The 24,541-nt window shown below is 36.6% G+C and carries 21 protein-coding genes and 1 pseudogene; 4 read left to right on the plus strand and 18 right to left on the minus strand.

The window, feature by feature from the left end; all coding sequences use genetic code 11:
- Positions 1 to 95: 95 nt before the first annotated feature.
- Positions 96 to 1,568, plus strand: coding sequence for an aldehyde dehydrogenase family protein (locus G5W_RS0117615; protein ID WP_010098700.1), 1,473 nt, complete (start codon positions 96 to 98; stop codon positions 1,566 to 1,568).
- 71 nt (positions 1,569 to 1,639) lie between these two features.
- Here G5W_RS0117615 and G5W_RS0117620 read toward each other — a convergent pair whose 3' ends face one another.
- Complete coding sequence (locus G5W_RS0117620; RefSeq protein ID WP_010098702.1) at positions 1,640 to 3,373, minus strand: C40 family peptidase; 1,734 nt, start codon at positions 3,371 to 3,373, stop codon at positions 1,640 to 1,642.
- Between the two features lie 160 nt (positions 3,374 to 3,533).
- Between G5W_RS0117620 and G5W_RS23995 the strand changes: the two genes are divergently transcribed.
- Positions 3,534 to 3,704, plus strand: a complete 171-nt coding sequence (locus G5W_RS23995; RefSeq protein WP_010098705.1) for a hypothetical protein — start codon at positions 3,534 to 3,536, stop codon at positions 3,702 to 3,704.
- A gap of 102 nt (positions 3,705 to 3,806) precedes the next feature.
- Here the strand turns inward: G5W_RS23995 and G5W_RS0117630 are convergent, their stop codons facing one another.
- The 3 genes from G5W_RS0117630 to G5W_RS0117640 form a co-directional block, all read right to left on the minus strand.
- Positions 3,807 to 5,054, minus strand: a complete 1,248-nt coding sequence (locus G5W_RS0117630; protein ID WP_010098707.1) for an EAL and HDOD domain-containing protein — start codon at positions 5,052 to 5,054, stop codon at positions 3,807 to 3,809.
- A gap of 152 nt (positions 5,055 to 5,206) precedes the next feature.
- Positions 5,207 to 5,623, minus strand: coding sequence for a hypothetical protein (locus G5W_RS0117635; RefSeq protein WP_138919086.1), 417 nt, complete (start codon positions 5,621 to 5,623; stop codon positions 5,207 to 5,209).
- A gap of 63 nt (positions 5,624 to 5,686) precedes the next feature.
- Positions 5,687 to 6,547, minus strand: coding sequence for a DUF421 domain-containing protein (locus G5W_RS0117640; protein WP_010098712.1), 861 nt, complete (start codon positions 6,545 to 6,547; stop codon positions 5,687 to 5,689).
- 109 nt (positions 6,548 to 6,656) lie between these two features.
- On the opposite strand from G5W_RS0117640, the gene G5W_RS0117645 reads away from it, so the two are divergent.
- Complete coding sequence (locus tag G5W_RS0117645; RefSeq protein ID WP_010098713.1) at positions 6,657 to 6,998, plus strand: DUF4363 family protein; 342 nt, start codon at positions 6,657 to 6,659, stop codon at positions 6,996 to 6,998.
- 70 nt (positions 6,999 to 7,068) lie between these two features.
- Here G5W_RS0117645 and G5W_RS0117650 read toward each other — a convergent pair whose 3' ends face one another.
- The 5 genes and pseudogenes from G5W_RS0117650 to G5W_RS0117670 all read right to left on the minus strand — a co-directional run bounded on the left by G5W_RS0117650 (position 7,069) and on the right by G5W_RS0117670 (position 15,934).
- Positions 7,069 to 8,121, minus strand: a complete 1,053-nt coding sequence (locus tag G5W_RS0117650; RefSeq protein ID WP_010098715.1) for an FUSC family protein — start codon at positions 8,119 to 8,121, stop codon at positions 7,069 to 7,071.
- A gap of 208 nt (positions 8,122 to 8,329) precedes the next feature.
- Positions 8,330 to 12,697: a S8 family serine peptidase gene (locus G5W_RS0117655; RefSeq protein ID WP_050801695.1), complete on the minus strand. Its 4,368-nt coding sequence runs from the start codon at positions 12,695 to 12,697 to the stop codon at positions 8,330 to 8,332.
- Positions 12,698 to 13,259: 562 nt separating this feature from the next.
- Positions 13,260 to 14,157, minus strand: a pseudogene (cyoE, locus tag G5W_RS22520) (heme o synthase).
- Between the two features lie 239 nt (positions 14,158 to 14,396).
- Complete coding sequence (locus G5W_RS0117665) at positions 14,397 to 15,014, minus strand: NUDIX hydrolase (protein ID WP_010098719.1); 618 nt, start codon at positions 15,012 to 15,014, stop codon at positions 14,397 to 14,399.
- 38 nt (positions 15,015 to 15,052) lie between these two features.
- Positions 15,053 to 15,934, minus strand: a complete 882-nt coding sequence (locus G5W_RS0117670) for an aminoglycoside 6-adenylyltransferase (protein WP_010098720.1) — start codon at positions 15,932 to 15,934, stop codon at positions 15,053 to 15,055.
- A 168-nt stretch (positions 15,935 to 16,102) separates the two neighbouring features.
- Between G5W_RS0117670 and G5W_RS0117675 the strand changes: the two genes are divergently transcribed.
- Positions 16,103 to 16,633, plus strand: coding sequence for a cysteine hydrolase family protein (locus G5W_RS0117675; protein ID WP_010098721.1), 531 nt, complete (start codon positions 16,103 to 16,105; stop codon positions 16,631 to 16,633).
- A 48-nt stretch (positions 16,634 to 16,681) separates the two neighbouring features.
- Here G5W_RS0117675 and cspD read toward each other — a convergent pair whose 3' ends face one another.
- The 9 genes from cspD to G5W_RS0117725 all read right to left on the minus strand — a co-directional run bounded on the left by cspD (position 16,682) and on the right by G5W_RS0117725 (position 24,535).
- Positions 16,682 to 16,882 (minus strand): cold-shock protein CspD, encoded by a 201-nt coding sequence (cspD, locus tag G5W_RS0117680; protein WP_010098722.1) that lies wholly within the window; start codon positions 16,880 to 16,882, stop codon positions 16,682 to 16,684.
- 190 nt (positions 16,883 to 17,072) lie between these two features.
- Positions 17,073 to 18,131: a hypothetical protein gene (locus tag G5W_RS0117685; protein WP_010098723.1), complete on the minus strand. Its 1,059-nt coding sequence runs from the start codon at positions 18,129 to 18,131 to the stop codon at positions 17,073 to 17,075.
- Positions 18,132 to 18,250: 119 nt separating this feature from the next.
- Positions 18,251 to 19,222 (minus strand): alpha/beta fold hydrolase, encoded by a 972-nt coding sequence (locus G5W_RS0117690; protein ID WP_010098724.1) that lies wholly within the window; start codon positions 19,220 to 19,222, stop codon positions 18,251 to 18,253.
- 28 nt (positions 19,223 to 19,250) lie between these two features.
- On the minus strand, positions 19,251 to 19,982 hold the full coding sequence (locus tag G5W_RS0117695) for an ABC transporter permease (RefSeq protein WP_010098726.1): 732 nt from the start codon (positions 19,980 to 19,982) through the stop codon (positions 19,251 to 19,253).
- Positions 19,983 to 20,693, minus strand: a complete 711-nt coding sequence (locus tag G5W_RS0117700; protein WP_010098728.1) for an ABC transporter permease — start codon at positions 20,691 to 20,693, stop codon at positions 19,983 to 19,985. It lies immediately after the preceding gene.
- Positions 20,690 to 21,601: an ABC transporter ATP-binding protein gene (locus G5W_RS0117705; protein ID WP_010098730.1), complete on the minus strand. Its 912-nt coding sequence runs from the start codon at positions 21,599 to 21,601 to the stop codon at positions 20,690 to 20,692. The genes G5W_RS0117700 and G5W_RS0117705 overlap by 4 nt, the downstream gene beginning before the upstream one ends.
- A gap of 122 nt (positions 21,602 to 21,723) precedes the next feature.
- On the minus strand, positions 21,724 to 23,058 hold the full coding sequence (locus tag G5W_RS0117710) for a HAMP domain-containing sensor histidine kinase (protein WP_237706234.1): 1,335 nt from the start codon (positions 23,056 to 23,058) through the stop codon (positions 21,724 to 21,726).
- 8 nt (positions 23,059 to 23,066) lie between these two features.
- Positions 23,067 to 23,735, minus strand: a complete 669-nt coding sequence (locus G5W_RS0117715) for a response regulator transcription factor (RefSeq protein WP_010098734.1) — start codon at positions 23,733 to 23,735, stop codon at positions 23,067 to 23,069.
- Positions 23,736 to 24,079: 344 nt separating this feature from the next.
- Positions 24,080 to 24,535, minus strand: a complete 456-nt coding sequence (locus G5W_RS0117725) for a DinB family protein (protein ID WP_010098738.1) — start codon at positions 24,533 to 24,535, stop codon at positions 24,080 to 24,082.
- Positions 24,536 to 24,541 lie beyond the last annotated feature (6 nt).

The raw sequence follows: 24,541 nt of genomic DNA on the forward strand, positions 1-24,541 counted from the left end.
CCAGCTCTGCTACCTCTTGTTCCCTAGTTTTGCTTATGTTTTTAAATAATGGGTACGCTAATTAGGAGTATAAGTCTAGTTAGGAGTGATAATAGATGAGTAATTATTCCAAGTTAACCAAGAACTATATTTCGGGCGAGTGGAGAGATGGTACAGGAAATACAGAGCTTAAGGTAGATAATCCTTATAATGGAGAGATATTAGGACAATTCAAGACGGCTAGTATTGACGATATTAATGAGGCATATGAATCAGCGAAGAAGGCTCAAATAGAATGGGCAAAGGTTAATCCATTTGAGCGCTCTTCCATCATGGAAAAAGCGGTACAGTTATTTCAATCTAGAAGAGAAGAATTAGTTGAATTGCTAATAAAAGAAAGTGGATCTTCCTATATCAAAGCCAATGTGGAAATCGATTTTGTTATTGCAATTACCCGTGAAGCTGCATCTTTTCCCTTACGGATGGGTGGTGAGATAATTCCATCATTAGTCGCTGGAAAGGAAAACCGGCTGTATCGCAAACCTGTTGGAGTAGTTGGGATTATCGGACCATTTAATTTCCCGATGTATCTGTCACATCGTTCGGTCGCACCTGCACTTGCGACTGGTAATGGTGTGGTATTAAAGCCAGATAGTCAAACACCTGTTACAGGTGGTACAATCCTTGCTAATATTATGGAGGAAGCCGGCATACCTAAAGGATTATTTAATGTTGTCGTACCGAATCGTAAAGAAGTCGGGGATATCATGATGGAACACCCTGTCCCAAGGGTGATTTCGTTTACTGGTTCAACTGAGGTTGGACGTCATATAGGTGAAATCTGTGGTAGACTAATAAAGAAGCCTATTCTAGAGTTAGGCGGTAATAACGCCCTAATTGTATTAGAAGATGCGGATATTGACCGTGCCGTTAATTCCGCCTTGTTTGGCAAGTTTATGCACAACGGACAAATTTGCATGTCCCTTAACCGGATTGTTGTTCATGAGAAATTATATGACGAGTTTGTTGAAAAGTTTGTTAACCTTACTAAGAAAGTAAAGGTTGGAAATCCCGAAGAGAAAGACACCCTAATCGGACCATTAATCAATAAGAGGTCAGTCGAACGCATTCTAGGAGACATTGAAACCGCAAAATCACAGGGTGCCAAGGTTGTCTTAGAAGGAAAAGCTGATGGAAATGTACTATACCCATATATACTAACTGGTACGAATGAAGTAGCGACTGCACAAAATGAAATGTTTGGACCGGTAGCTACTGTTATTAAATGTAAAGATGAAGAAGATGCAATTCAGATAGCAAATGATAGCCCTTATGGACTGAGTGGCGCTGTACACTCGGGGTCAGTTGAACGAGGGGTCGAAGTGGCGAAACAAATCGTTACTGGCATGATTCATGTCAATGACCAAAGTGTTAATGATGAACCATTAATTGCTTTTGGTGGCGAAAAAGATTCTGGTATTGGACGTTTTGGGGGTATCCGTTCCTTACATGAGTTTACGACCGAGCAATGGATATCTGTCCAAACAGAAGAGCGAGAAAGTCCATACCACGCAAATTATCTAAAGTAATGACAAGTCCTTTATAGGAAGTTTGGAATAGGCATTTGCTAATCGTATAGCAAATGCCCATCTTCCATTCTCTAATAAATCCTCTTTGCACCTACATAATATTTTACCCAATAAGGATTATCTAAAGAATAAATCGCAATACCCTTTGAATTGGTAGCTGAAACCCATTGATTATCGCCTATATAGAACCCAACATGTGTAATGGATCCACTTGCACTAGTAGAGTAAAATACTAAATCTCCTGGTTGCAAATCAGATTGTGAAACGGCTTGTCCTTGTTTGTATAAACCTGCAGATGTATTGCGAGACATATCGACCCCGTGTTTATTAAACATAAAATAAACAAATCCGGAGCAATCAAACCCTGACGGTGTTGTTCCCCCCCATAAATAAGGTACTCCCAAATAATTTTTAGTGTCCTTAATTAATGCTTGCTTAACAACAGCATGTTCTATTGCAGTAGTTGTCTTAGAATCTATTTTCCCTGTCACAGTTAGACCATAGTCAGCTTGAAAATTTTTAATGGCCGTGGTGGTTGGGCTATCATAAGTTCCTGTTATAGTTGGAACAGCATAATACCCTAATTTTTGCAGACTAGCTTGAACTTCCTGTAGACCAACTTCTCCTGTTGTAATTCCCGTGCCACCTGTTTCTATACTGTTTGTACCAGGGATTTTTATTACTTGACCGATAAAGAGACTGTTGCTCGCTAGTTGATTAACAGACTTTATAGAATCTACAGTGACATGATGCCGATTAGCAATGCTGTATAAAGTATCTCCTTTAACAACTGTGTAATTGGCAGTTACGGGGGCTTTTGCCGGGGTGAGAGGTGGTACTAGCACACCCGCTTCTTGTTTAGGAATAACGAGAAGTTGACCAACTCGTAAATTATCAGAATCTAAGTTATTGGAACTCCTTATTGCATCTACACTTACACCATATTTCTGAGAAATCCCCCAAAGACTATCACCAGCAACCACCTGGTACTGAATATTCTCAGTAGAAGGGACCTTAGTATCAACCTGGACTGTTTCTGAAGCAGGAATACTAAGTTTCTGCCCTACACTTAGCGTATCGGAAGATAGATTATTACTAGTTTTAAGAGCATGAACACTTGTACCAAATCGATTAGCAATAGACCATAGACTATCGCCTGCTGAGACGGTATAAGTAGACTGGTTAACTTCTGTTTTATCCGTAACCACTTGTTCACCAAAACTTTTTGGTATAATTAAAACTTGCCCTATATTCACAACAAAAGTACGTAGATCATTTGCACTTGTAATTGCATCAACTGTAGTTCCATATTTCTGTGCTAACGAGTATAAACTGTCCCCTTTCTCAACGGAATGAAACGTTTTTGGGATAATCAATCGTTGATTTGTTGTTATCGCATCCGTTATTAAGTGATTGGCTTGTTTAATGTCATTAACAGTTGTTTGATTACTTCTAGCAATACTCCAAAGCGTGTCACCTGGGGAGACATAATAGTAAATGGAACTCTCCTGAGAAACCTGTGACGATGTAGGTGCAGTTGCTGCTTCAACACTTGATATATTACCACCTAAGAGTGGAATGGATGTAATAGCTAGACCACCTATCACTACCTTCACAACTGTAACGCGTACCTTAGGATACTTTTCTCGAATAAACCCCCTAACAGAAGTGACAAAATCCTTAGTTTCTCCTGTATCATTACCTAATTCACTTGCAAATTCTGTCATATCATCTTCTAAAAAAATTAAGATTTCGTATTCACCATTTTCATTTTGTTTTAACTCATGCTGAAAATACTTATTCATATATTCCACCACCTCTAAGAATAGTAATTATAGTTTCCATAGATAAGTAAAAACTATACTTCAGCGTACTATTTAATGAATCCTCAACCCGTGTACGAAGGATTAAATAAATTGATTAAGCATAAAAACTTTGGAAATACTACAAGTTGGAGGTGTTAACGTGGATAAACAGTTACGTGAGTACCGTACAGGACAAGGAGTACCAATAACGGGAAACTATATTTGCCAATCTGGTGCCAAAGCGAAATTTTCAAAAGATGATACCTTTCCACAATGTCCTAAGAGTAGCGAGGATACGTATTGGAAACATGATAATACAGACATAAATTAAGCCCCACCCCTATCGAGGTGTATTGTCCCTTTTTGCGACAAAATGTCTGACAACATAAAAGAAAAACTTTGATTAAAAGACAAAGTTTTTCTTTCTACACGACTATATATCCTGTACTGTTACACCCTCAACTACTTCTTTTGCCCAGCGTAATGCTTGCTTATACAGCTCATTAAATGTATCCACTCGTAATCCATAATGACTTAGAACTTCCTCCATTACTTCCCATTCTCCACTTTCCACTGCACAGATTAACTTATAAACTGGCAAAAGGGATGTTTCTCTACTTTGCAGTGTGTCCTTGATCTCTTGATCAAGTGGCAATTTGCTTATAATATGTTCTTTAGGCTGTCTGTATATCGTTTCCACTAACGATAAAAGACCTGTCAGGAAATAACTCGAGCATTCACTTTGCTTTCCAATATTAATAGCGACGAGTTCACTTGCTTTTGCTCTTGTTAAGCTGAGTTTTATTACTTCATCCGCCAGATGATCTGTTCTTTCTAAATGTTCTCGTAAAGATAGTACATATATCCATTTCTTAAGTTCTACTAGACCTAAAAGTACAATTGCTTGTTTAATAGATTTAATTTTATTGACAAGTCCTATTGCTGGCGAGTTTAATAATCGGAGCAGTTTTATCGATAATGAAATATCGGATTCAATAATTCTGCTAATACTCTCAATATCTGGTTCACCTTTAGATAACTCCGTAATAATGACATACAAGTTATGGTTTAGTACAGGAATATCATTGGTGGAGAGAATTGTAGGCTTGCTGAAAAAATATCCTTGAAAATAGGCGAATCCGTCTTCTAAGCATTGTTCATACTCTTCCCTTGTCTCTACTTTTTCAGCTAGGAACTCGATATTTCTTCCCTCTAACGCTTTCATAATTCTTAATTGTTCTTCACGATTGCTTAATCGGACATCTATCTTTACAATATCGGCTAGGTCGATTAATCTGTTGTAGTTTTCATTTTCATTTCTAAGCTCAAAATCATCTAGGGCAATTTTATACCCTTCTGATTTCAGCTTCAAACAGTTTTCTATAACCTTCTTCGTTGGTCTAACTGTTTCTAACACTTCAATTACTGTCAACTCTGGGTGTAAAAAAGTAGGAAATGTCCCTTCTAATAACTTCTCAGAAAAGTTAATAAAACAAGGTTTCCCTTCTGAAAGAACATCAATACCGATTTGCAAAAAACTATTAATTACTTCAGAGGTGGCATAATCATGATTTAAGTTACTAATATGATTTTGCTGTTTATTTTGCCTGTACAATAACTCGTACGCAAAAACCTCTAATTTTCTAGTCAGAATTGGTTGTCTGGCAACAAATACCTCCACAATTCCACCCCATTTTTCCTGATATAGTAAAATAATACCATATAATAGACACTAAAAGGCAAAAATCGGGATAATTTTCTATTTCTTTCGACAAAAACCGAATTTCTGGGGAGACATAGATAATGACCCAGATTAGCACTCCTATCGAAATTCTATTTCACCTGAACATCTCGAAATTTAAATTGAGTAGGCTCTTCTTCTTCTGTAAGAACAAAAACATCCACTTGTGCAGTTTTTTCACTAGTCTTAGCGCTTAACTTATATTTCTTCCATTCAGACGTTAACAGTATCATTGGTGTTGTGTGCTCCGTTATAAATCTCCCATTAGCATCTGTCTCTACTAGTTTCAGAAATACTGTTTTATTCTTTCCTTCTAGACTTACTTCAAATGTTATGTTTTCTTTCGATTTCATTTTATCAGGTGTGTATACAAATCCCTCACCCTGTTTTTTCCCTTCTGTATCTACCATAAAGGTAGCTTGTTCCACTTCTTCAATAGAAGCCCCAATACCAAGATACCTTGTTTTTATTTCTTCTATTCCATAGATGGTGGAATTCCAAGTCAACATAATAGATAGCAAAATAGTAATCAGAACTGTTTTTTCATAAGTTTTCCTCCTAAAACTTATATCCTACTTCAAGTATGGTTTAATATTTTCAATAATGCTTTGTAAGTTTTCGGCCTGCTGTGTATACATATTCTTTGCCACTGGATTTTCTGTTTGAAGAGCAAAGCTTTCAAAATCAGCCTGTATCTTTTTAAGCGTTGATGCGACAAGGGGTTTTTGTTGAACAACTGCTTGTTTTAATTCATCTGTATACAGGTCTACATATACATTACCTTTAGAATCTATTTGAGCTAAAAAAACATCTTCCATGTTTTTGGCTCCTTGTTTCTCAACTTCCGCTACTAACCATTCTTCTGAATACCCTAGTCTTTCCAAGCTTCTATACATGATATGACCATCCGAGATAATGATAGTTGGTCCATGATCCCGCTCTATTGGTATGCCTAGAGTTTTAGGTGTTACCGGTTGCAGCTCTGTTTTCTTAAGTACACTTAACTGCCCATTGGTTTCAAATACAGCCATCTCAACTTCATCAATATGAAAGATATCTTTCTCTCTCAATAGCAACATCAACTCTTCAATTGCTAGCTGATTCTTCTTTAAGTTTTTTTCCATTATCTTTCCATTTTCAATGATAACATCTGATTTTCCGTCCGTAATGGTTAGAAAGGTTTTTGATTTTAAGCCGATATAGCCTAGAATAATAGGAATCAGCCCCCACACAAGTAATGCAGTTAGACCATCTGAAATCTTAATATTATGATCTACTGCCATACTTGCTGCGATAGATCCAATCGTAATTCCAACACAATAATCAAAGAAAGTTAATTGTGAAACTTGTTTCTTCCCCATTATTCGTGCCATAACGAGAAGTAGTACAAATGCAATGACAGATCGAATCATAATCAATAGAAATTCGGGCATTTCGATCCTCCTTGTAGCAACAACGTGATTATAACTTTTATTCTATTTGATAATAGCTTTTTATAGTATTGGACAATCTAGAAATAACATACAGAATTGGAGGATGAATATGTACCGAAAATACTTGCTCTTATTTGGTATGTTATTCCTATTGGCAAGCTGTGAAGACGAACCTATAGCTGGTGATGAATTTTTTAAACAGATTAACGAATTGCAAGGTTATATTACTGATGAAGATTGGGAGTCGTCAATAGCTCTATTAAATGAGCTTAATACGTATGTGAGTGACAATTTTTGGAAGCTCCAATTACTTGGAGATGAAGAAGAATATGAAGGAATACAAGAATCTATCAACAAGTTGTCAGTCCTAATTCGAAAAGAGGAGTTGACCCAAGCACTCTTAGAAATTGCAACAATAAAAACGTATTTAAAGGCAATCTATTCGCTATAAGTCTTACAACCAAAAAAGAGGATACTTCAATATGGTAAACGACCATTAATTTTGAAGTATCCCAATACATTTAACAGGAGATTTTCTCTTTATTCTCTTGAAAACGCACGAAGCGTTCTAATTTATTTAATTCAGAATACAACTCGATAATACTGTTTGCAATAGGAAATACAATTGCCCATTTTGTAAACTCAGCACCTTGAATTTCATCAATGAGGTTTTTAATGGTTTCCTGCATAGCAGCCTTTGTTTCTTTTTGCAGATCTTTATCTAAGATTATTTTATCCTCGTATAACAGGAATATATTTTCACTATAAGCATTAATTTCTTGAACCAACTTATTGATATAATGTGATTTATTATTAGGCATAAGTTCAACTTCATTAAAGTTTTTTTCTAATTCACGAATTAGAATATGCTTCTTACTGAGTACCTGTATCATGTGTTTATAAATAATGATATTACGGAAAAAACTAATCCGTTTCCTAATAAACAAGCGATTTCTCTCATCAGAAATAATCTCATAGTAATTCTTAGCGTCATTTATTAGTTTCTCGGCGTCTTTGTCCTCTGCTCTCATTTGTGGAACACTCATCGTCTTGTTTGAGATTACTCTCAACATGAAATTAGTTTGGTCCTCAGCTTTCTTAATCATCCCGAAAAGTATCTTTTTATGATCAGGTGGCATAACAAGCGCATTAATAATAAATGCAGCGAAAACTCCAATTGCAACTAATGAAAGTCTCTCAATGATGTATAGATAGTTAATTCCATCGTCTCCTCCAAGCATCATCGTAATAATCGTTAATACCGTTAAACTAACAGTTTTATTGAGACCGAGGCGAATATTAATAGCAATTGAAATAATAACGACGGCTCCAACAGACAAAGGATGGTTTCCAATTAGGAAAAACCCACCTAATGCAAAAATAATACCTACCGTATTTGAAATTACTACCTCTTTTATATATGCGTAGGAACGCATGATGGAAGGCTGCATTGCCAAAACTGCAGCAATAGCTGCAACAATCTCTAAATCTAAGTTGAGAATGTCCGTTACAATTAATGTTAAAGCAACTGCAAGACCCGTCTTTACCATACGCGGGCCGATATTAAATTCCATGATTTGCACCTCGAGTAAATTATGATATTAGTATACTAGAATGATAAGGATAGACCTATTATAGAGACTACCTCATTAAATTTCAATTACTTTCATCATATCTTATTAGACAAGATCAACTAATTTATAAACTGATTTCACGTATCTAACAAAAAAAGCGCTTAGGCTTTCAAGCCTAAGCACCTTTTTTTCAAAGCGTTAATGGATTTTAGTTCTTGCCAATGGCTTTTCCATTTCCACCTTTATTTCCTTTACCGTTATTTCCTTTATCGTTACCCTTACCATTATTTCCTTTTCCACTATCTCCTTGGCTACCATCTGAAATATATAATTTCCCAGCAGCTTTAGATCTAGTTTCATTTCCAAAGTCATCTACTGCAATTACTTCAATCACGGCTCCATTAGCTTTTAATCCAGAAGGAACTGTCCAGTAACCTACATAGTGACCATCTGAAGTCTCATGTAATGGTAATTCTGTCGGGTTTGATTGTGGTAGGTTCGTTAATGGCATATGAACAACAAATGATGCGTCTAAGCCTGACTCACTATCAAATGTTATTTTGATTGTATCTCCAGGTTTTAGATTTTTATCCTCGGCTGGTGTAACATTTTCGATTACTGGTGCATTGAAATCAGCGAAAACAGTTAGTGATTGATTTACAGCATTTCCAGCTTCATCAGTTGCAATGACTTCAATCGTATTCTCACCTTCATCAAGTAAGATACGCTTAGAGAAAGTACCGTTATTCACAGTAGCTTTCTGTCCATTTACAGTTACAGAAGCTAGATTTTCATCATTAACAGTTCCTTCTACTGTTAATGTTTCACGATTCGTTTTATCACCATCCTGCACATTCGTAATGCTCAATTCTGGAGCAGTAGTATCTAATGTAACTGTTACAGCTTCAGATTCATTTGCCTCTTCCCCATCAACATACGTTACCGCTGTTAATGTATTTTCACCTTCTTGTAACTCTACATCAAGTTGGAAAGTACCATCATCTGTCACTTCTACAGAGCCAATCTCATCTCCATTGTTTAAGACAGTGACAGAAGTTGTCGGAGAAGCTGTTCCTTCAACTGTGACTGTAGCTTCATTTGTAACTGTTCCATCTGTTGGCGAGGTTATTACTGTGTTACCTACTCCATAAGCAACACGAGCTCGAATCATATAGTTTCCTTCAGCCGCTGGTGATGGTGACCATGCACCGTCCACAACTTGATAGCTTCTTCCAGCATTTTCACCGTTTTCATCAGTAGCTAACCCTGGTACATTCGGATTTGCTCCTGTTTGTACGTATACCATGAAGAAATCACCATTAACTTGGATATTATGCTCGCTCAAATCAACAACTGTCCATTGATTTAAGTCACGAATTGCTTCTGCTTCAATTGGTCCAGCTAGTTTTTCTGCTGGAAGTCCATCTTCACCAGCACTCCAAACCTCAACAGCAAAGTTTGTCGCACCTGGGCTTGGCCAATCTGTACCATGGAACTGGAATACCCCTTCTGTTACGATTGCTTGCTCTTTACCTTCTGGTAAGGACATCTTTACTGCCCAGCCGTTACCAGCATCGTAGAACGCTCTAGCATTTTCGGCAGTACCATCATCATACCCAATTTCTCCACCTGGTACTGTAAAGAATGGTTCTAAGGCAATGTCTATCGCCTTATCTTCATCAAAAGTCACTTCGATTTCTTGTCCAATGAAATCTCTTGCGATTACTTTTAATGTGTATGTTCCTTCATATGCAGTAATAGAGAAGTTTCCATTTGCATCTGTAGAAACTGGCTCTACGTTTGCATCCTCTACTAGAAGTAGAGAAGCGCCTTCAATCGGTTCACCCGATTTTTGATTCGTTAACGTACCAGTTAATGTTGACTTAGGAAGCTCTTCTAGCATAAAGTTAGCTGTTGCAACACCATCTTGCTCAACCGTCACAGATTGTTCTTGTGCACGGAAACCATATGTTTCAGCAACCATTGTAAATGTTCCTGCTGGATGCATCATAGAGAAAGATCCATCCTGTGGATTTGTCGAAACAGATCTTCCACTTTCAAGGACAGAAACTGTAGCGCTTAATGGAAGTCCGTTTAATTTATTACCGCTAGGATTTAACGATACACCATTATCCTTCTCAGGAGTTGCTTTAACATCATCAGCTTTCTCTTTTTCAGCAGCTTCTTTTTCAGCAGCTTCCTTCTCTGCTAATTCTTTTTCTTCTTTTTCTTTATCCGGAATGATTCCTCCAATGATGCCTAACTGATTACGTATTTTTTCTGGTAGATTTAATGATGTGTTCGATAATGCAACATCATCAATATACCAACCTGGTCTAGTAATACTTCCATCGGAATATGCATAGAATCCTAGATATACTGTTTGACCAGCATATTCTGTAAGATCAACTTCTGCATCTTCCCAACCAGAAGATTCCCCTTGGAACATTTGTAGCTCTGTCCAATTTTCTAAATCAGTGGACACAACAACTTTCCCATAATCCCACGCTCTACCAGTAGAGGATTGTTCAAAGTTGTGCCAACTCTTAAATTGTAAGAAGGACTCACCTTCAGAAGCTACTTGAACTGGAGGCATTACTAATGTTTCGTCCATACGACTGCTATAATCTCCTGCTAGATTTGTCGCATAAACGTTTTCACCTGAAGTAGCACTATTTGGTCCAGATGTTGGTACACCCCATGCCCAGTTACTATTTGTTCCTGTAATATTCCATCCTACAGGATTTGTTTCAAAGTCTTCTGTATAGCCATTTGTGATTCCTGGTTTAATTTCAACATTATATAAGTCGCTTACGACCTGGTTATTACCAAAGTCTTTTACAATCCAATTATATGTGAAAGTTCCTTCTTGAAGTTGATCACCTGGGATTATTACAGAATAGGTTCCAGATTGGAAGTTTCCTGATTTACGAGTAGCATCTACACGTTTACTACCATACTGTAATTGTACAGAAGTTACACTCACATCATCAGAAACAGATACTTCTAATTCTAAGTCTAATCCAGCGTAAGCTTCTGAAGGACCATTATGTTCAACAACTGGAGCTTCGTTATCATCTCCATCCTTCATAACCTGACCTTCAATAGAACCCAGCCCATCTGCAATTGTAGAAACAGCAGCAAATGCATCTACCAAGCCATGGCCATAGCCATTGTTTGGACTTTCTGGGTATTCGCTGTCTGTTCTTGGAGTAGCAGTATCCATAAGAAGTTGTTCAATTTCATCTACAGTTAAACTAGAGTTCGCAGACTTCAGCAACGCTATAACACCTGCAACTGCTGGTGTAGCCATTGAGGTACCACTAGCTAAACCATATCCACCACCCGGTAATGAAGAGCGAATGCTTACACCTGGTGCTGCAACTTCTGGCTTAATTTCACCATATGGAGACGGTCCTCTAAGCGAGAAACTTGCTACCATATCATTAGAATCAGTTGCACCAACTGCAAATGATTCTGGATAGTTAGAAGGTGATGCTACTGAACCTGGACCACCAGGATTAAATAATGTCGTGTTCCCTGCAGCAAAAGCTGGGAAGATGTTTGCAGCACGCCATGCGATTACAACATCACGATACCACTCATCGATACCTGATCCGCCACCCCATGAGTTATTCACGACATCCGGTGCTTTGGAAGCATCTCCACCGGGTGCCATAATCCACTCAGCTGCTTCTAATAAATCAGAATCATAAGCGCCATCAGCAGTGAATGCTTGTACAGCGATCCATTTTGCTCCTGGAGCAATCCCTATTTGGTTTGATCCATTTGGTTCACCACCAACCATTGTCCCCATTGTATGGGAACCATGACCATCATGATCATATGGCTCAGTTTGTCCATTTACTGGGTCAAAGAAGCTATACGTATGGTCTACCTCACCAGTTGCTGCATCATAGCCACGATACTTTTCTTTTAGTGCTGGATGATCCCACTCAACACCAGTATCAATATTTGCTACGACAACACCTGAACCGTCAATACCAAGTCCCCAAACATCAGGAGCGTTTAAACGATCCACATTCCATTCGATGCTTTGTGTACCGGCCTTCGGTGATTCCTGCACCGCTACTCCTTTGAATAATTGACGTTTTTCGTTTGGAAGAATCTTTTCTACTTCAGGGAATGTAGCAATTTTTTCTGCTACTTCTTTTGTAGCTGTAACAGCCATACCATTCACGATAAAATATTCCTTAATGTCACTTGCATTTCCTTTGGCAGACTCTGCTTCAAGAAAGCTTGCAACATTTTGCTGTGATTGGATAGCAGTTGCTTTCAGCTCAGAAATTATAGCTGAACGCTGTACTAGCTCTTTATTAAAAGCTGACAAGCTAGCTCCCTGTGTTTTAGCGATCGAATCCTTAGCAATTTTCATTGGGTCAGCCTTATCTTTAAACTTAATTAAAAATGTGACCTTTTCATCTTTTTCAAATTGTTTCTGTAAGTCTTTCCCCATTTTGGCTTGTACAATTTCTTTAGAATCTACTAAAGAAGTATGTGGAGCCGCATTAACTTGCGCACCCGAAACAGCCGGAGTAAACAATGAGAAGATCATTAGAATCGACGCAATAATACTAAATCTTCTTGCCTGTTTTCTTCTTTTCAAGAATATTCCTCCCCCAAATTGATAATTGGTATTAAAAAAACCATACTAGCCCCCCTTCTACCAAAGTAAGAACAGTGTCTGGTTGTCTAATCAATCTCTAGTTGTTGTAATCACTATAAACGATTAGGTTTGTCATATTCTGTCGTATCGCGCTGTTATTTTCTGAATATTTAAAAATGAGTATTAATTACTAAGGGAATAGATGGAAAATTTAAGTAAATAGTTTGATACCAAATTTATTTAACTCTAATTATCCCTTGTCCTATCAACATTCATCTTTTTCATGAAAATTTTCCAATAATCTTCTTTCCTAGTTAGGAAAGAAAAATAATGATAAAGTCATACAGTTTTATGGATTATTATTCATTCACTAGGGTTTTCTTTCAATTATCCTAATTTTTTTGGCACAATATATTACTTAAGTAACAAAAATATTTCCGATGATTGCTACTATTTACTCATTAAAAAAAGGAGAAGTTCGTTAGAACTTCTCCTCATCACCAAACTTATTCTACAAATCAAAAATTATTCCCATCAATGAATAGATAATGATAGTCGCAAACATCATCGTCATATAAATTAATGAATAAATAAACAACATTTTTGCCCACTTTTTGGAATCCTCTTGTTTATATGCAATCACACTAATAATTAACCACATTCCTCCAAGTAAAAGCCCTACTAACATAAGTCCAATACTAAGGGAACCTAGAAGAAAACTCGCAAGAATCATAATAACTAGATACACATTTGTTTGTATATACGTCCTTTTTACCCCTTTAACAACCGGTAACATTGGTACATTGGCTGCTTTATAATCATCATGACGTCTTATCGCAATTGCATAAAAAATGTGGCATTTGCCATAAAACTGCAATAACAAATAATCCTAATAGTGCCGGATGTGTGATATCTGGATAGATGGCTGCCCATCCAATTAAAGGTGGCATTGCTCCTGACAAACTACCAACCTCAGTATTATATACGGTTCTTCTTTTCGTCCACATCGTGTAGGGGACAACGTATAAGAATAATCCCATAAATCCTAAAAAGGCAGATAACCAAGTGGTAAATGCTAATGCTCCTATCCCAAGGATCGCAAAGATTACCGCCAACCATAAAGTAACTTTAAAGCTTATTTCACCGGTTACTGTCGGTCTAACCTTTGTTCTTTCCATAATCGCATCGATATCGCGATCATATAAATTATTAAAAGCCCCTGCAGATCCAATAATTAAAGCCGTACCTATAATTGCAAGTATCATTTCAGGTATTTTATCAAAAAGACTATAATCGTACGTATACATTGCCAATGTTAATCCTGCTAGCATTGGAATAAGATTTGATTTTATAATACCTGTTTTTAAAGTTTTATCTAGAGTGATTTTTGTTTCCTTAAAGCTAGTCATCGTAAGTTCTATATTCCCTTCTATCAATCCTTAGGACTATTCTCCTTATGCACTTCTATCATTGTAACATTTCTTTTCATTTTTTTCTCAGATTAAATAGTACTTTTTGTTGAACAGTGTATAACCAGTGTATTTTTACATTCAACCTAACACCTCTAACACTATGGACAGAACAAAAGGACTTAATTCTCCTAATGGTCAATGAGGACATTAGCTAGAATTAAGCCCAACTTTCTTTTTTAATCTAAGATAACATCTTTTATTGGATTTCGTTTGTAATCAAACAACATTTTTATTTGTGATAGGGTATTTCGTGCCACTGATAGATCTGGTATATTTTCTTTGGAAAAGAAAGCAACTTGATTCGTCTCTAGACCTGTTTCCGGTGTACCACCAATAAGTTCACATTCTATGAAAATTTTATACACATGGTATGCAGAAGGAGGGTGTGGGTGGAGTTTTTTGTCAAGAATTGCTATTAATCTACTAGCTTTAACATCATATCCTGATTCTTCCTTCACTTCCTTTTCAGCAACTTCCCGTGGCGATAAACCAACATCTGCCCAACCACCTGGTAATGACCATTTGTTGTCCATGTTTTCTTTAACCATCAACAGCTTTCCCTCATGGAAAACTACCGCACGAATGTCGACCTTTGGTGTAGCATAACCAGTTTCATTAGCAAATAAGTCTTTAATTTCTTGTGGATTTGTCCCAGTGTAAGTTGTCATTATCTCGATACTTAACTTTCTAATCTCTTCGAATCGCTCTATGTCATAGATGTCACTTGAATACGTCAATCCCGCTTGTGCAATCGCCTGAAGTTCCTTAGCCCATTTAAGCCAGTTTGGTTCCAACAATATCACCTCTCAAATTACCATAATTGTCTTGCTGATTAAAAAATTTCCTTAGCGTTTTTTGGAAGCGTATGTACTTTTCTAAGGTATCTCATCATATTTTGATCATCCTCTAAAATATACTGATACGATAGCGTTTTCGCAACCTCCAATGCTAAGACTCGGAATAATTTACAGGCTACAAATAAACTATCCCAAATGTGTTCATAATCACCATCAGCATATGTGCGCACATACATGTCCCAATATTCCTTCGGGAGGTACATTTCAAAGTACTTGCCCATTTTACCTGGGGAAATTTGAAAATTGTATTGAATTCCAATCCACCAGGATATGATTTGCTTAAGTCTAGGTCTAATCACTTCCTCAAGCATCTGCTGCGCATACGGTAACTCTTGTCTCCATATTCCTTTAGCAACATTTTGCGTGCACCACCAGAAATCGTTACAAGCACTAAAATATTCTGCCTTTGATGGTCTTAACACCCAATAATCCCTATCAGAGGCTACAGGAATGGATGGCAAGAAATCTTCCTTATCCAATAATGGCTTGGTGAGGCTATCCTGCTTATAATTTTCAAGCATGAATTCTTTTGTTTGCAAATGTAAATCAATACGATTTCCATCCTGAAATAGCATTAAATAACCATAGTTTTGGCTGAGATTAACATTTCTACCTAACGCTTTATCATTTTTCTCTGGCTCCTGTAACATCAGTATCTCACCAAAAACGGATATCCACTGTTCATTCTCTGTAAACGATTCAACATTCGATACAACATACACAATATCGTAATCCTGAAAAATATCCGTTGGTGCATTAGCATTCGTTCTAGAGCCATTCATATAGACGGCACGTATTCGATCATCCTCGTTAGCAACAGAAAGAATTAACTCCATCATCTCTTTTTCAGATCTCATCCGGTTCTCATACCTCCCCCGTTAACTTAAAAATTCTTAATTATCATTCTAACACATGTCCCAGTACGATAATTAGAAATACATATTCAATATAATTCGACAATACTATGCAGGACTTTTCTCATTTTTCTAGAATACTATCATAACGAACAAAAAGTAGGTGTTTACATGAAAGCATTATTAGTAATTGATGTACAAAGAGGAATTGTTGAAATTAAGGATTTTTCGAGAGAGCTTTCCTTAATGGAGAAAGTAATCAAGGTCTTTAAAGTTCAAAATTATCCTGTTATCTTTATTAAGCACTATGATACGAATATAGAAAGCTCACTCCATAAGGATTCACAAGGGTCTGAATTATATGATGGACTAAGTGATTATGCTGAACACATAATCGAAAAAGAAACACCAAGTGCATTCTACAAGACAGATCTCGCGAAATTACTAGAAGAACTTGGCGTAGACCAATTGTTTATCACAGGTTTTAATACAGAATTCTGTTGTATGTTTACTGCAATAGCTGCTTACGATCGTGGATATAAGGTAACATTTATTGAAGATGCAACAGGTACTGCGAATGATGGGACAGCCTATGAGATGCAGGATTTAGATATTCGTGACTTTGTTGGTACTGTATTACATTGGTCAGAGGCAATCGAAGTATTAGACTTTGAAGAATATCAGGAGCAATATACATCATGATATATAAAAAAGCCCTTCTCGTAATGAGAAGGGCTTTCTATATACTACTTACGCTTTTTGAACGTTAGCAGCTTGTGGTCCACGGTTACCTTCAGTGATTTCAAAAGTAACTTCTTGACCTTCTTCTAGAGTTTTGAAACCGTCGCCTTGAATTGCTGAGAAGTGTACGAATACATCGTCTCCACCTTCAACTTCGATAAATCCAAAACCTTTTTCTGCGTTAAACCATTTTACTGAACCTTTGTTCATTAAAAAAACCTCCATGTGCTTTTAGCACGTTATTACTAATTTCAGTTCAAGATGATAATTCAAGACGAAGATAATCACTAGAAAGTTATTACATAAATCTTGTATATAACACGAACATCAATAAGTTAATCTTAGTATAACACGTTTTTAGGAAAAACTATACCTTTTTTATAAAAAGAAATTAAACAACCTATTCTGAATCTCTTCCAATACTCAATCTCTCTTGTAAAAGACCGATAAATCTTTGGGAGTCATCAACACGGATCGCAACATATTGATAGCTTTTCTTTAGTCCCATTAGCATAAACGCATTGACTGGTTCATTCAATTTCAGTATTACTGTAGGATAGACTCTTTCCAAGTCCTTTGCAATAAACTCTATCGTATCATTGGAAATTTTCTTCTCCAGCTCATTAGTATCGATAATTATTTCTTGAACATTTGTCCATTCAATATCCATTCGTTTCATCAAACCAAGGGAAAGGTATAATTTCTCATCTGTGATAAGTACAGGATTTAATCTTAGCGCTTGAATATCTGCTATAAATAAGATTACCGCATAAAGGTTGAACACTAGTAAGACTATCGATAATACAGGAGAAATGTCATGTAGCCACCAGTGTACACCAATTGATTCGATTATAATGGCATGTATTAACATAATCTGGAATGCAATCATGCTTGTATTTTCGTGTAATGTAAACGTGTTGCCCTGGTTAGAGGGCTTCTTCTTCCAACTTGCAAACGCATAGTAAAAGACAAGCATTTCCGAACATATAACTTGAATAATAGGTATGTTTTTGACATGATTCTCCACTGCATGAGGAAATGAATATAATAAGGGTATTGAACTTTGTTTAACAGTTCGAACAATTTTTGGCAGATATATAACGAATGACATAATAAGGAGTACCTCCAGTATTAGGAGCATTCCTTCCACCGCAAATCCTACCCATGTTATGGCTTCAAACGGGGCAAGATATTTCATAGGAATTAACAATCTTGTGAGGATTAATCCAAATGCAATTGCTGAAATTATATACTTCCAATTCCACTTTCTAGCCCATGCTATAAATAGGATTGGTGCAACAATTGATAGGTCAATAATAGAGCCAATGACAACACCTTGTGATTCTTTTGGAATAAGGTGATGACCAAAAGCGGTATGATATAACACTGCATTTGAACCCAGGACAAGCACCATTAAAAATAACAATCCATGACGGATAAAACTTCGATTATATACCATGTTCCTTTCCCCTCCCAAGCAATATATTGTTTTATACCTTGCTAACAATGATTATATCAAACAATCCCACTAATTAGATTGCACCTAACAGTGGGATGTTGACAATATTGTGAATATTATTATTCCGAATAGGAATGAATAAATAGTTTGACCTGATCACTTATTTCTTTTGACTGGGTCCAATGTAAGTAGTGATGGCCATCCAACGAGACAATATCACTGCTTGGTGAGTCCGTTAATTGCGTTTCCAGGAACGTACTATTTGTCTTACCAGTTTCGCTTATCCTTTGGTCATTCTTCGTGAAAAATAAAACTGGCATAGAATTCGGAAACGATAGCCCTTTTGTCTTTTCGATATTCTTACTGATTTCATTCGTTTCATCTATGATGTTTCTATTATAACCCTTCCATGCCGTGATAGCTGTGGTCATTTTCAAATTTTCTTGTGAATATGTCCTGTCTGTCGTTATTGGTAATACACTTTCTAAACTAAAAATGGTAGCCAGTCTTGAGAGACCTATTGGCGTAATAAGCTTCAAATAATTGGGACTTTTAGGAGTAGATTCCTCAAAGTATTCTATAGCATCGGGTAAAGTGGCGTCAATACCAATCACCGCCTCCACTTCATTGGGATATTGATAAGCATAATACATACTATAAATACCTGAGATAGAGTGAGGCATTAATATATAGGGACCATCTATACTAGCTTCTTGCAGTGCCAGCCTAATTTCTCCAACAATATTCTCAACAGACCGAGTTCTATCCGTTAATTCACTCCAACCATACCCAAAGGTCTCGACCACCACTACCTGATGATGTTTAGCTAACTCATCGATTAATGGCTGAAAATCTAACACTGGAGCTGGTGTTCCTAACCCGGCCAGTAACACAATGGTATGCTCCCCCTCTCCTTCTGTGTATACATGCATTTTTTCCCCTCCAATATCTACCATTTCACCTAAAGGTAGATATTTTTTCTTCTCATAAACCGTTATCGCATGATGGAAGAGAATCCATACTAACATAACTAACAATGTGGCAATCAAAATGTTTCGAATAATAACGAATAACTTCTTTTTTTCTATCATATTTACTCCTAATCTAGTGCTTTATATATTAAATAGGCTTCCGCTTAAAATAAATATAGCCTCCAATGAAGAATACCAAAAAGCTTCCTCCCACAACCGTTAATAGCTGTTCCCACGGAATGAAAAATACATCTGTAGTATCTCCGCCTACATACATCATAGAGAATGGTTGTGCCCAAGGATAATAAGGTCCGAACTTTGCTGAGTTAATCGCTAATATAGCCGGTAACGTAAAGATTACATTCACTGAAAAAGAAGCCGCAAAACTCTTAAACATCGTGGACATCCATAGCTGCAAGGCAGCAAGTGGAAATGTTGCGATCCATCCTCCTACTATACTTTTCCAAACTATCGCCATCGGGAAAGTGTCTGTAAGTCCCCTAACAAGTCCAACACTTGTAAAAGATAGAAAATATAGTAACTGAATAACCAAAATTAAGAACACTAGCAAGAAATACTTCGTCACAAATACCTGTTCCCGTGAAACTGGTAAAGAAAGCAACTGTTTCCATCCACCTGCTTGATGCTCATATCTACAAATAGTAGCTGCTAGAATACCAGTAACTAATGGTAGAAATAGTAATGCATAGGTTAAATTCATCACTAGTAACAGACCTGTCCACTGATTAGCTTCATCTGGAAACATATCGGTATTTGCGAATAGTCCGATTAATATTCCGACAATAGGTCCAGTAAACAAGATAGGTAATATGTTTGTTTTTCTTAACTTAAACCATTCAGCCTGAAATAAAGTGAACATTTACTTTACGTCCCTCCTTATAAAATCAATCATTCCAACGAAATAAATGCCAATTCCTACCGCCAATCCCCAATAAACGTTCAATAGCGGTTCATTCCATTGGTTATCTAATGATGGCCACTTCCATATAAGCCAATCTGGTATGAAATAAGCCATATAAGCAAGAATTACCCCTATCACACCAACAGTAATGGGTAATCCTTGGTTCTGAATAACAGTGGATATCCATAGTTGCAAGCCTAGTACAGGTAAAGCTGCAAATAATGGATAAAAACTGTAACGAATAATATCTACATAAGGGATATCATTCTGGAAATCTAAATAAATACCAAACAGTAAACTAAATATCGCCAACAAACTACTAGCAATTATTAGTAAAAATAAAAGTGTCGTGTATTTAGATAAGTAAACACTCCAACGTGTAATCGGAAGTGCTAACATCTGTTTCCAAGTATTTGTTTCATTTTCGATACTAGCCATAAAAGAAGTTAGAATTACGATTCCTAAAATTAAGGCAAATGGTGTAATAGCACTAACGTTTAATACATAGTAATCCCAGTTATAGGTTCCTTGATGTAAAAACCACTCTTTCCGAACACCATAATTAACCATCTGTAAGGAAACTACTCCAAAGGGTCCTAAAAACACCAAAAACCAAATACCCTTTCGTTTTAATTTCATAAATTCTACTTGTAAGAGTTTCCCTATCATATCCCACTCGCCTCCGAAGTCATTTGTAAGAAAGTATCCTCCAGTGAGCGCTTTTCTTCCTCGACACGATAAATGGAATAACCATTCTCCACTAGTAAACGAACGACCTCAGCAATATCGTCGTCAGACATATTCGATAGCGAAATTATCTCTTTTTCATAATCTGCCTTCACCCCTCTAGATATTAATAAGTGCCATGCTCGCTCGCTGTTATTAACTTTCAGCAAAATCTTCCTCATAGAATACAATCTCATTGATTCTATAGAATCTTGAAATATTAAATTCCCTTTTGATATTACCCCTACAGAGGTTGCGATTTGGTCTATCTCAGATAATAAATGACTGGATATCAGTATTGTTATTCCGTATTCGGCTGCAAGTTGCTTTAAAAGGTTTCTTATCTCAATAATCCCTGATGGATCTAAACCATTTGTTGGCTCATCCAAAATTAATAATTGCGGATTATTTAATAACGATGCAGCAATCCCCAATCGTTGTTTCATTCCTAACGAGAATCCTTTTACTTTCTTCTTAGCCACATCCGATAAACCTACTATTGTCAATACATCATTGATTCGCTCCATGGGAGCTCCATATATTTTACGAATCGTTTCTAAATTCTCATATGCTGTTAAATGTGGATAATAGGATGGATTTTCCACTAAGGAGCCTATTTGTTTTAAAATCTCTATCCGTTCCTTCGCTAAGTCCTTTCCAAAAACCTTCACTGTACCCGAAGTTGGATGCATTAATCCTAATAGCATTCGGATTGTCGTCGTTTTACCGGCACCATTAGGTCCCAAAAAGCCATAGATTTCACCCTTAGGTATTTTTATATCTAGTCCATTTACCGCTAATTCTTTTCCGAATCGCTTTGTTAACCTATTTGTCTCTACAATGTATTCCATTTCTCTCACCTCTACTATTTAGAATAGGTTAACAAGGTTAAATGAGAGGTATAGGTTAGTTTAAAATTTGTTTAAAAAAAGAGATGAAGAAAAAATTCTCCATCTCTTTTAACCTTATTTCCCTATTTCATTTTCTTAATCGTTATAGTAGTACCGGTTTCATTCGAATCCATATCCCATTCTAATCCCATACCCTTAACCATCATATTCACGATTGTTAATCCAATCCCTGCACCTTTTTCACTTGTGTCATGGTGAATACCTGGACCTTTATCTATGATTAAAATCGCATCATATTTTTCAGTCGTTTTTGTCTTAATCGCTATATAACTTCCAATTCCAGCATGACGTATTACATTCTGAAAAAGATTATCTAAGATTCTCTCCATCCACATCGGGTCGATATTCCACTCCCCTAACTGTACCAATTCGATTTCTATTTCATAGTTCTCTTTTTCAAAAACTGGATACCATGCAGCAACAGATTCCCTTAAAAAACGTGTAATATCCATTGGTCTCGGATCATACTTATATTTGCTTGCCATTAATAACGTGTAGGACATTAGGTTCTCAATTAGTCGGTCAATATTTTCAATTGATGTCTCTATAGCCTCTATCGCTTTGTGCCCCTCTGGTGTTAAGTTCTCTTTTGATATGGTATAAGATTGAGCCCTTACCTTTGTCAAAGGAGTTCTTAAATCATGTGAGAGATTGGCAATTAATTCACGTCGTATCTGTTCCTCTTCTTGTTCTCGTTTTCTACTATCACGAAGTTCATGTACCATTCGATTAAATGATTTTTCCAGTTGACCAATCTCATCTTCCTTTTTAGTTGTAACTTCAATCGGTAATCCATCCTCATCCCTTATTTTCATGGCATCTTCCAATTTCACTAGTCGTTTTTGGATTTTCCTAAAAAACATAAAGGACATCATGATAAAGAACGCGATTAGTAAAAAAACTCCTATTAGAATGAGGTAACCATATCGTTCGGATGCCTTTAATATAGGTGGGTCAAATTCCGAACGTGGTAATTCAAACACGACAAAACCATTCTTTTCCTTATATGGAGGAAATGCAATCACCGTAAAAGGATCACTATCATAACGGTTTTTATTAAAGGTTAGTGTATCAACTGAACCCCACTTCTGGGGTAACTCCTGTAAGGTATCTTCCTCCAAAACAAGTTCCCCATCTCCATTCACCCAGAACATACCTGCCCGCGGATAGTCCTCTTTCCACTCCTGAAATAGCCTTTGCATGGTATCTTGGTTTACCGTTTGTAAACCTTCAACATCCTCATGCCATTTCTTTTCAATCAGTTGGGTATCACCTACTTCCTTATCTATAATATTGAATCCAAATATCGCCAAAGAGCCCACCAATAAGTAAGCCAGTTGGACCAATAAGATGGCAATGAAAATTAAGAGCATATATTTCGCGAGTAAAGACTTCATAAAACGACTCATGCCTTCACCCGATAACCGATACCACGAATCGTCTGAATGATAGTTGGACTTGCCGGGTTCTTTTCAATCTTTTCACGTAAATATCGAATATGTACCATCAATGTTTTATCCCCTTCGATATAACGTTCCCCCCAAACTCCTTCATACAATTGTTCCTTCGTTAATATCTGATTGATATGTTTAATAAAAAATTGAAATAGATGATACTGTTTACCAGTTAAAGGGATTTCCATCTCCGATTCCCTGTCGATCACGATACCATCTTTTAGATAGATTAATAAGTGCTGTAATTCTAGTACCTCATCTTGTTTTTGGAATCGTCGTAATAGTACTTCCAAACGTGCCGCCAACTCATCCGGATGAAATGGTTTTGTGACATAATCATCCGCAAAGTCTAGTCCCTCAATTTTATCTTCAACGGATGTCCTCGCGGATAACATAATAATTGGTAATTCTTGATAATCCTTTTTAATTCTTCTACCTAGTGAGAAGCCATCTAACCCTGGCAGCATGACGTCTAGGATAACGATATCTGTTTCAGACAAATGGGCGTCCATTCCTTCTCCTGAAGTCAACCATTTTACGTCATGACCTCTTGATGTTAAATCCTTTAATACCCATTCCCCAATGTCTCTTTCATCTTCAAGATATAATACTCTAGCCAAATTCATCCCCCTATATCATTCTTCTTATTTATTTAAATTGAAACTAATGATAACAATCATTACAAGAAGAATTATAAACCATAATAGGAAATTTCTAAAAATGGATGGACGTTTTGGTTTCTCATTCATCATGATCCAACTCCTTATCATTATCTGATACGTATTTATTTCGACATAAAATCTAAATTTCCTTTTTGAATACATCCTTTCGCTCCCCATTTTGCAATTGGTTAGATAGTTCCTATAGGATCCATTACCAGTATTGTTAGGATAAAAATGACTACCTTAACGTTCTAAACAAAAAAACGCATACCATGGTATGCGATTTTGTAATGAATTCTAATTTATTGAGCTTCAAGCACTTGTTTCATTGTTTTAATTTTACCTAGTAACTCTGCCTCACGATGTGCAAGCATGATTAATAGATCTCCATGTGTTTCAACATGACCATAAGGAACTTTAAACTTAACATCTGATTTCCAAAATAGTTCGTCAAAGTTATTGATTCTATTTTGTTGGTCTTCGAGGTTTCCACTTAGTTCCTCTAGGGAAGGTGGTTGGGTTGTCCAATCTTCCACTTTTATATCAGAGCTAAATAGTTCACTGTATTCTGTAGGTAATTTATGAGATTTTTTACTAACAAATAATAATTTCTCGGGAACAAAAAGTGCATTGCCTATATTCCAACGAATAGTATTTTCAAAGAAGTTGGACTTCTGGTCCAATACCTCTTCATCTAGTTCATTTATAAAAGTAAGTAGTGATGTTCTAGTAAGATTAAATTGTTTTAAAATTGACATAAAAAT

The organism is Ornithinibacillus scapharcae TW25 (assembly GCF_000190475.1).
Classification (GTDB): Bacteria; Bacillota; Bacilli; order Bacillales; family Amphibacillaceae; genus Ornithinibacillus; species Ornithinibacillus scapharcae.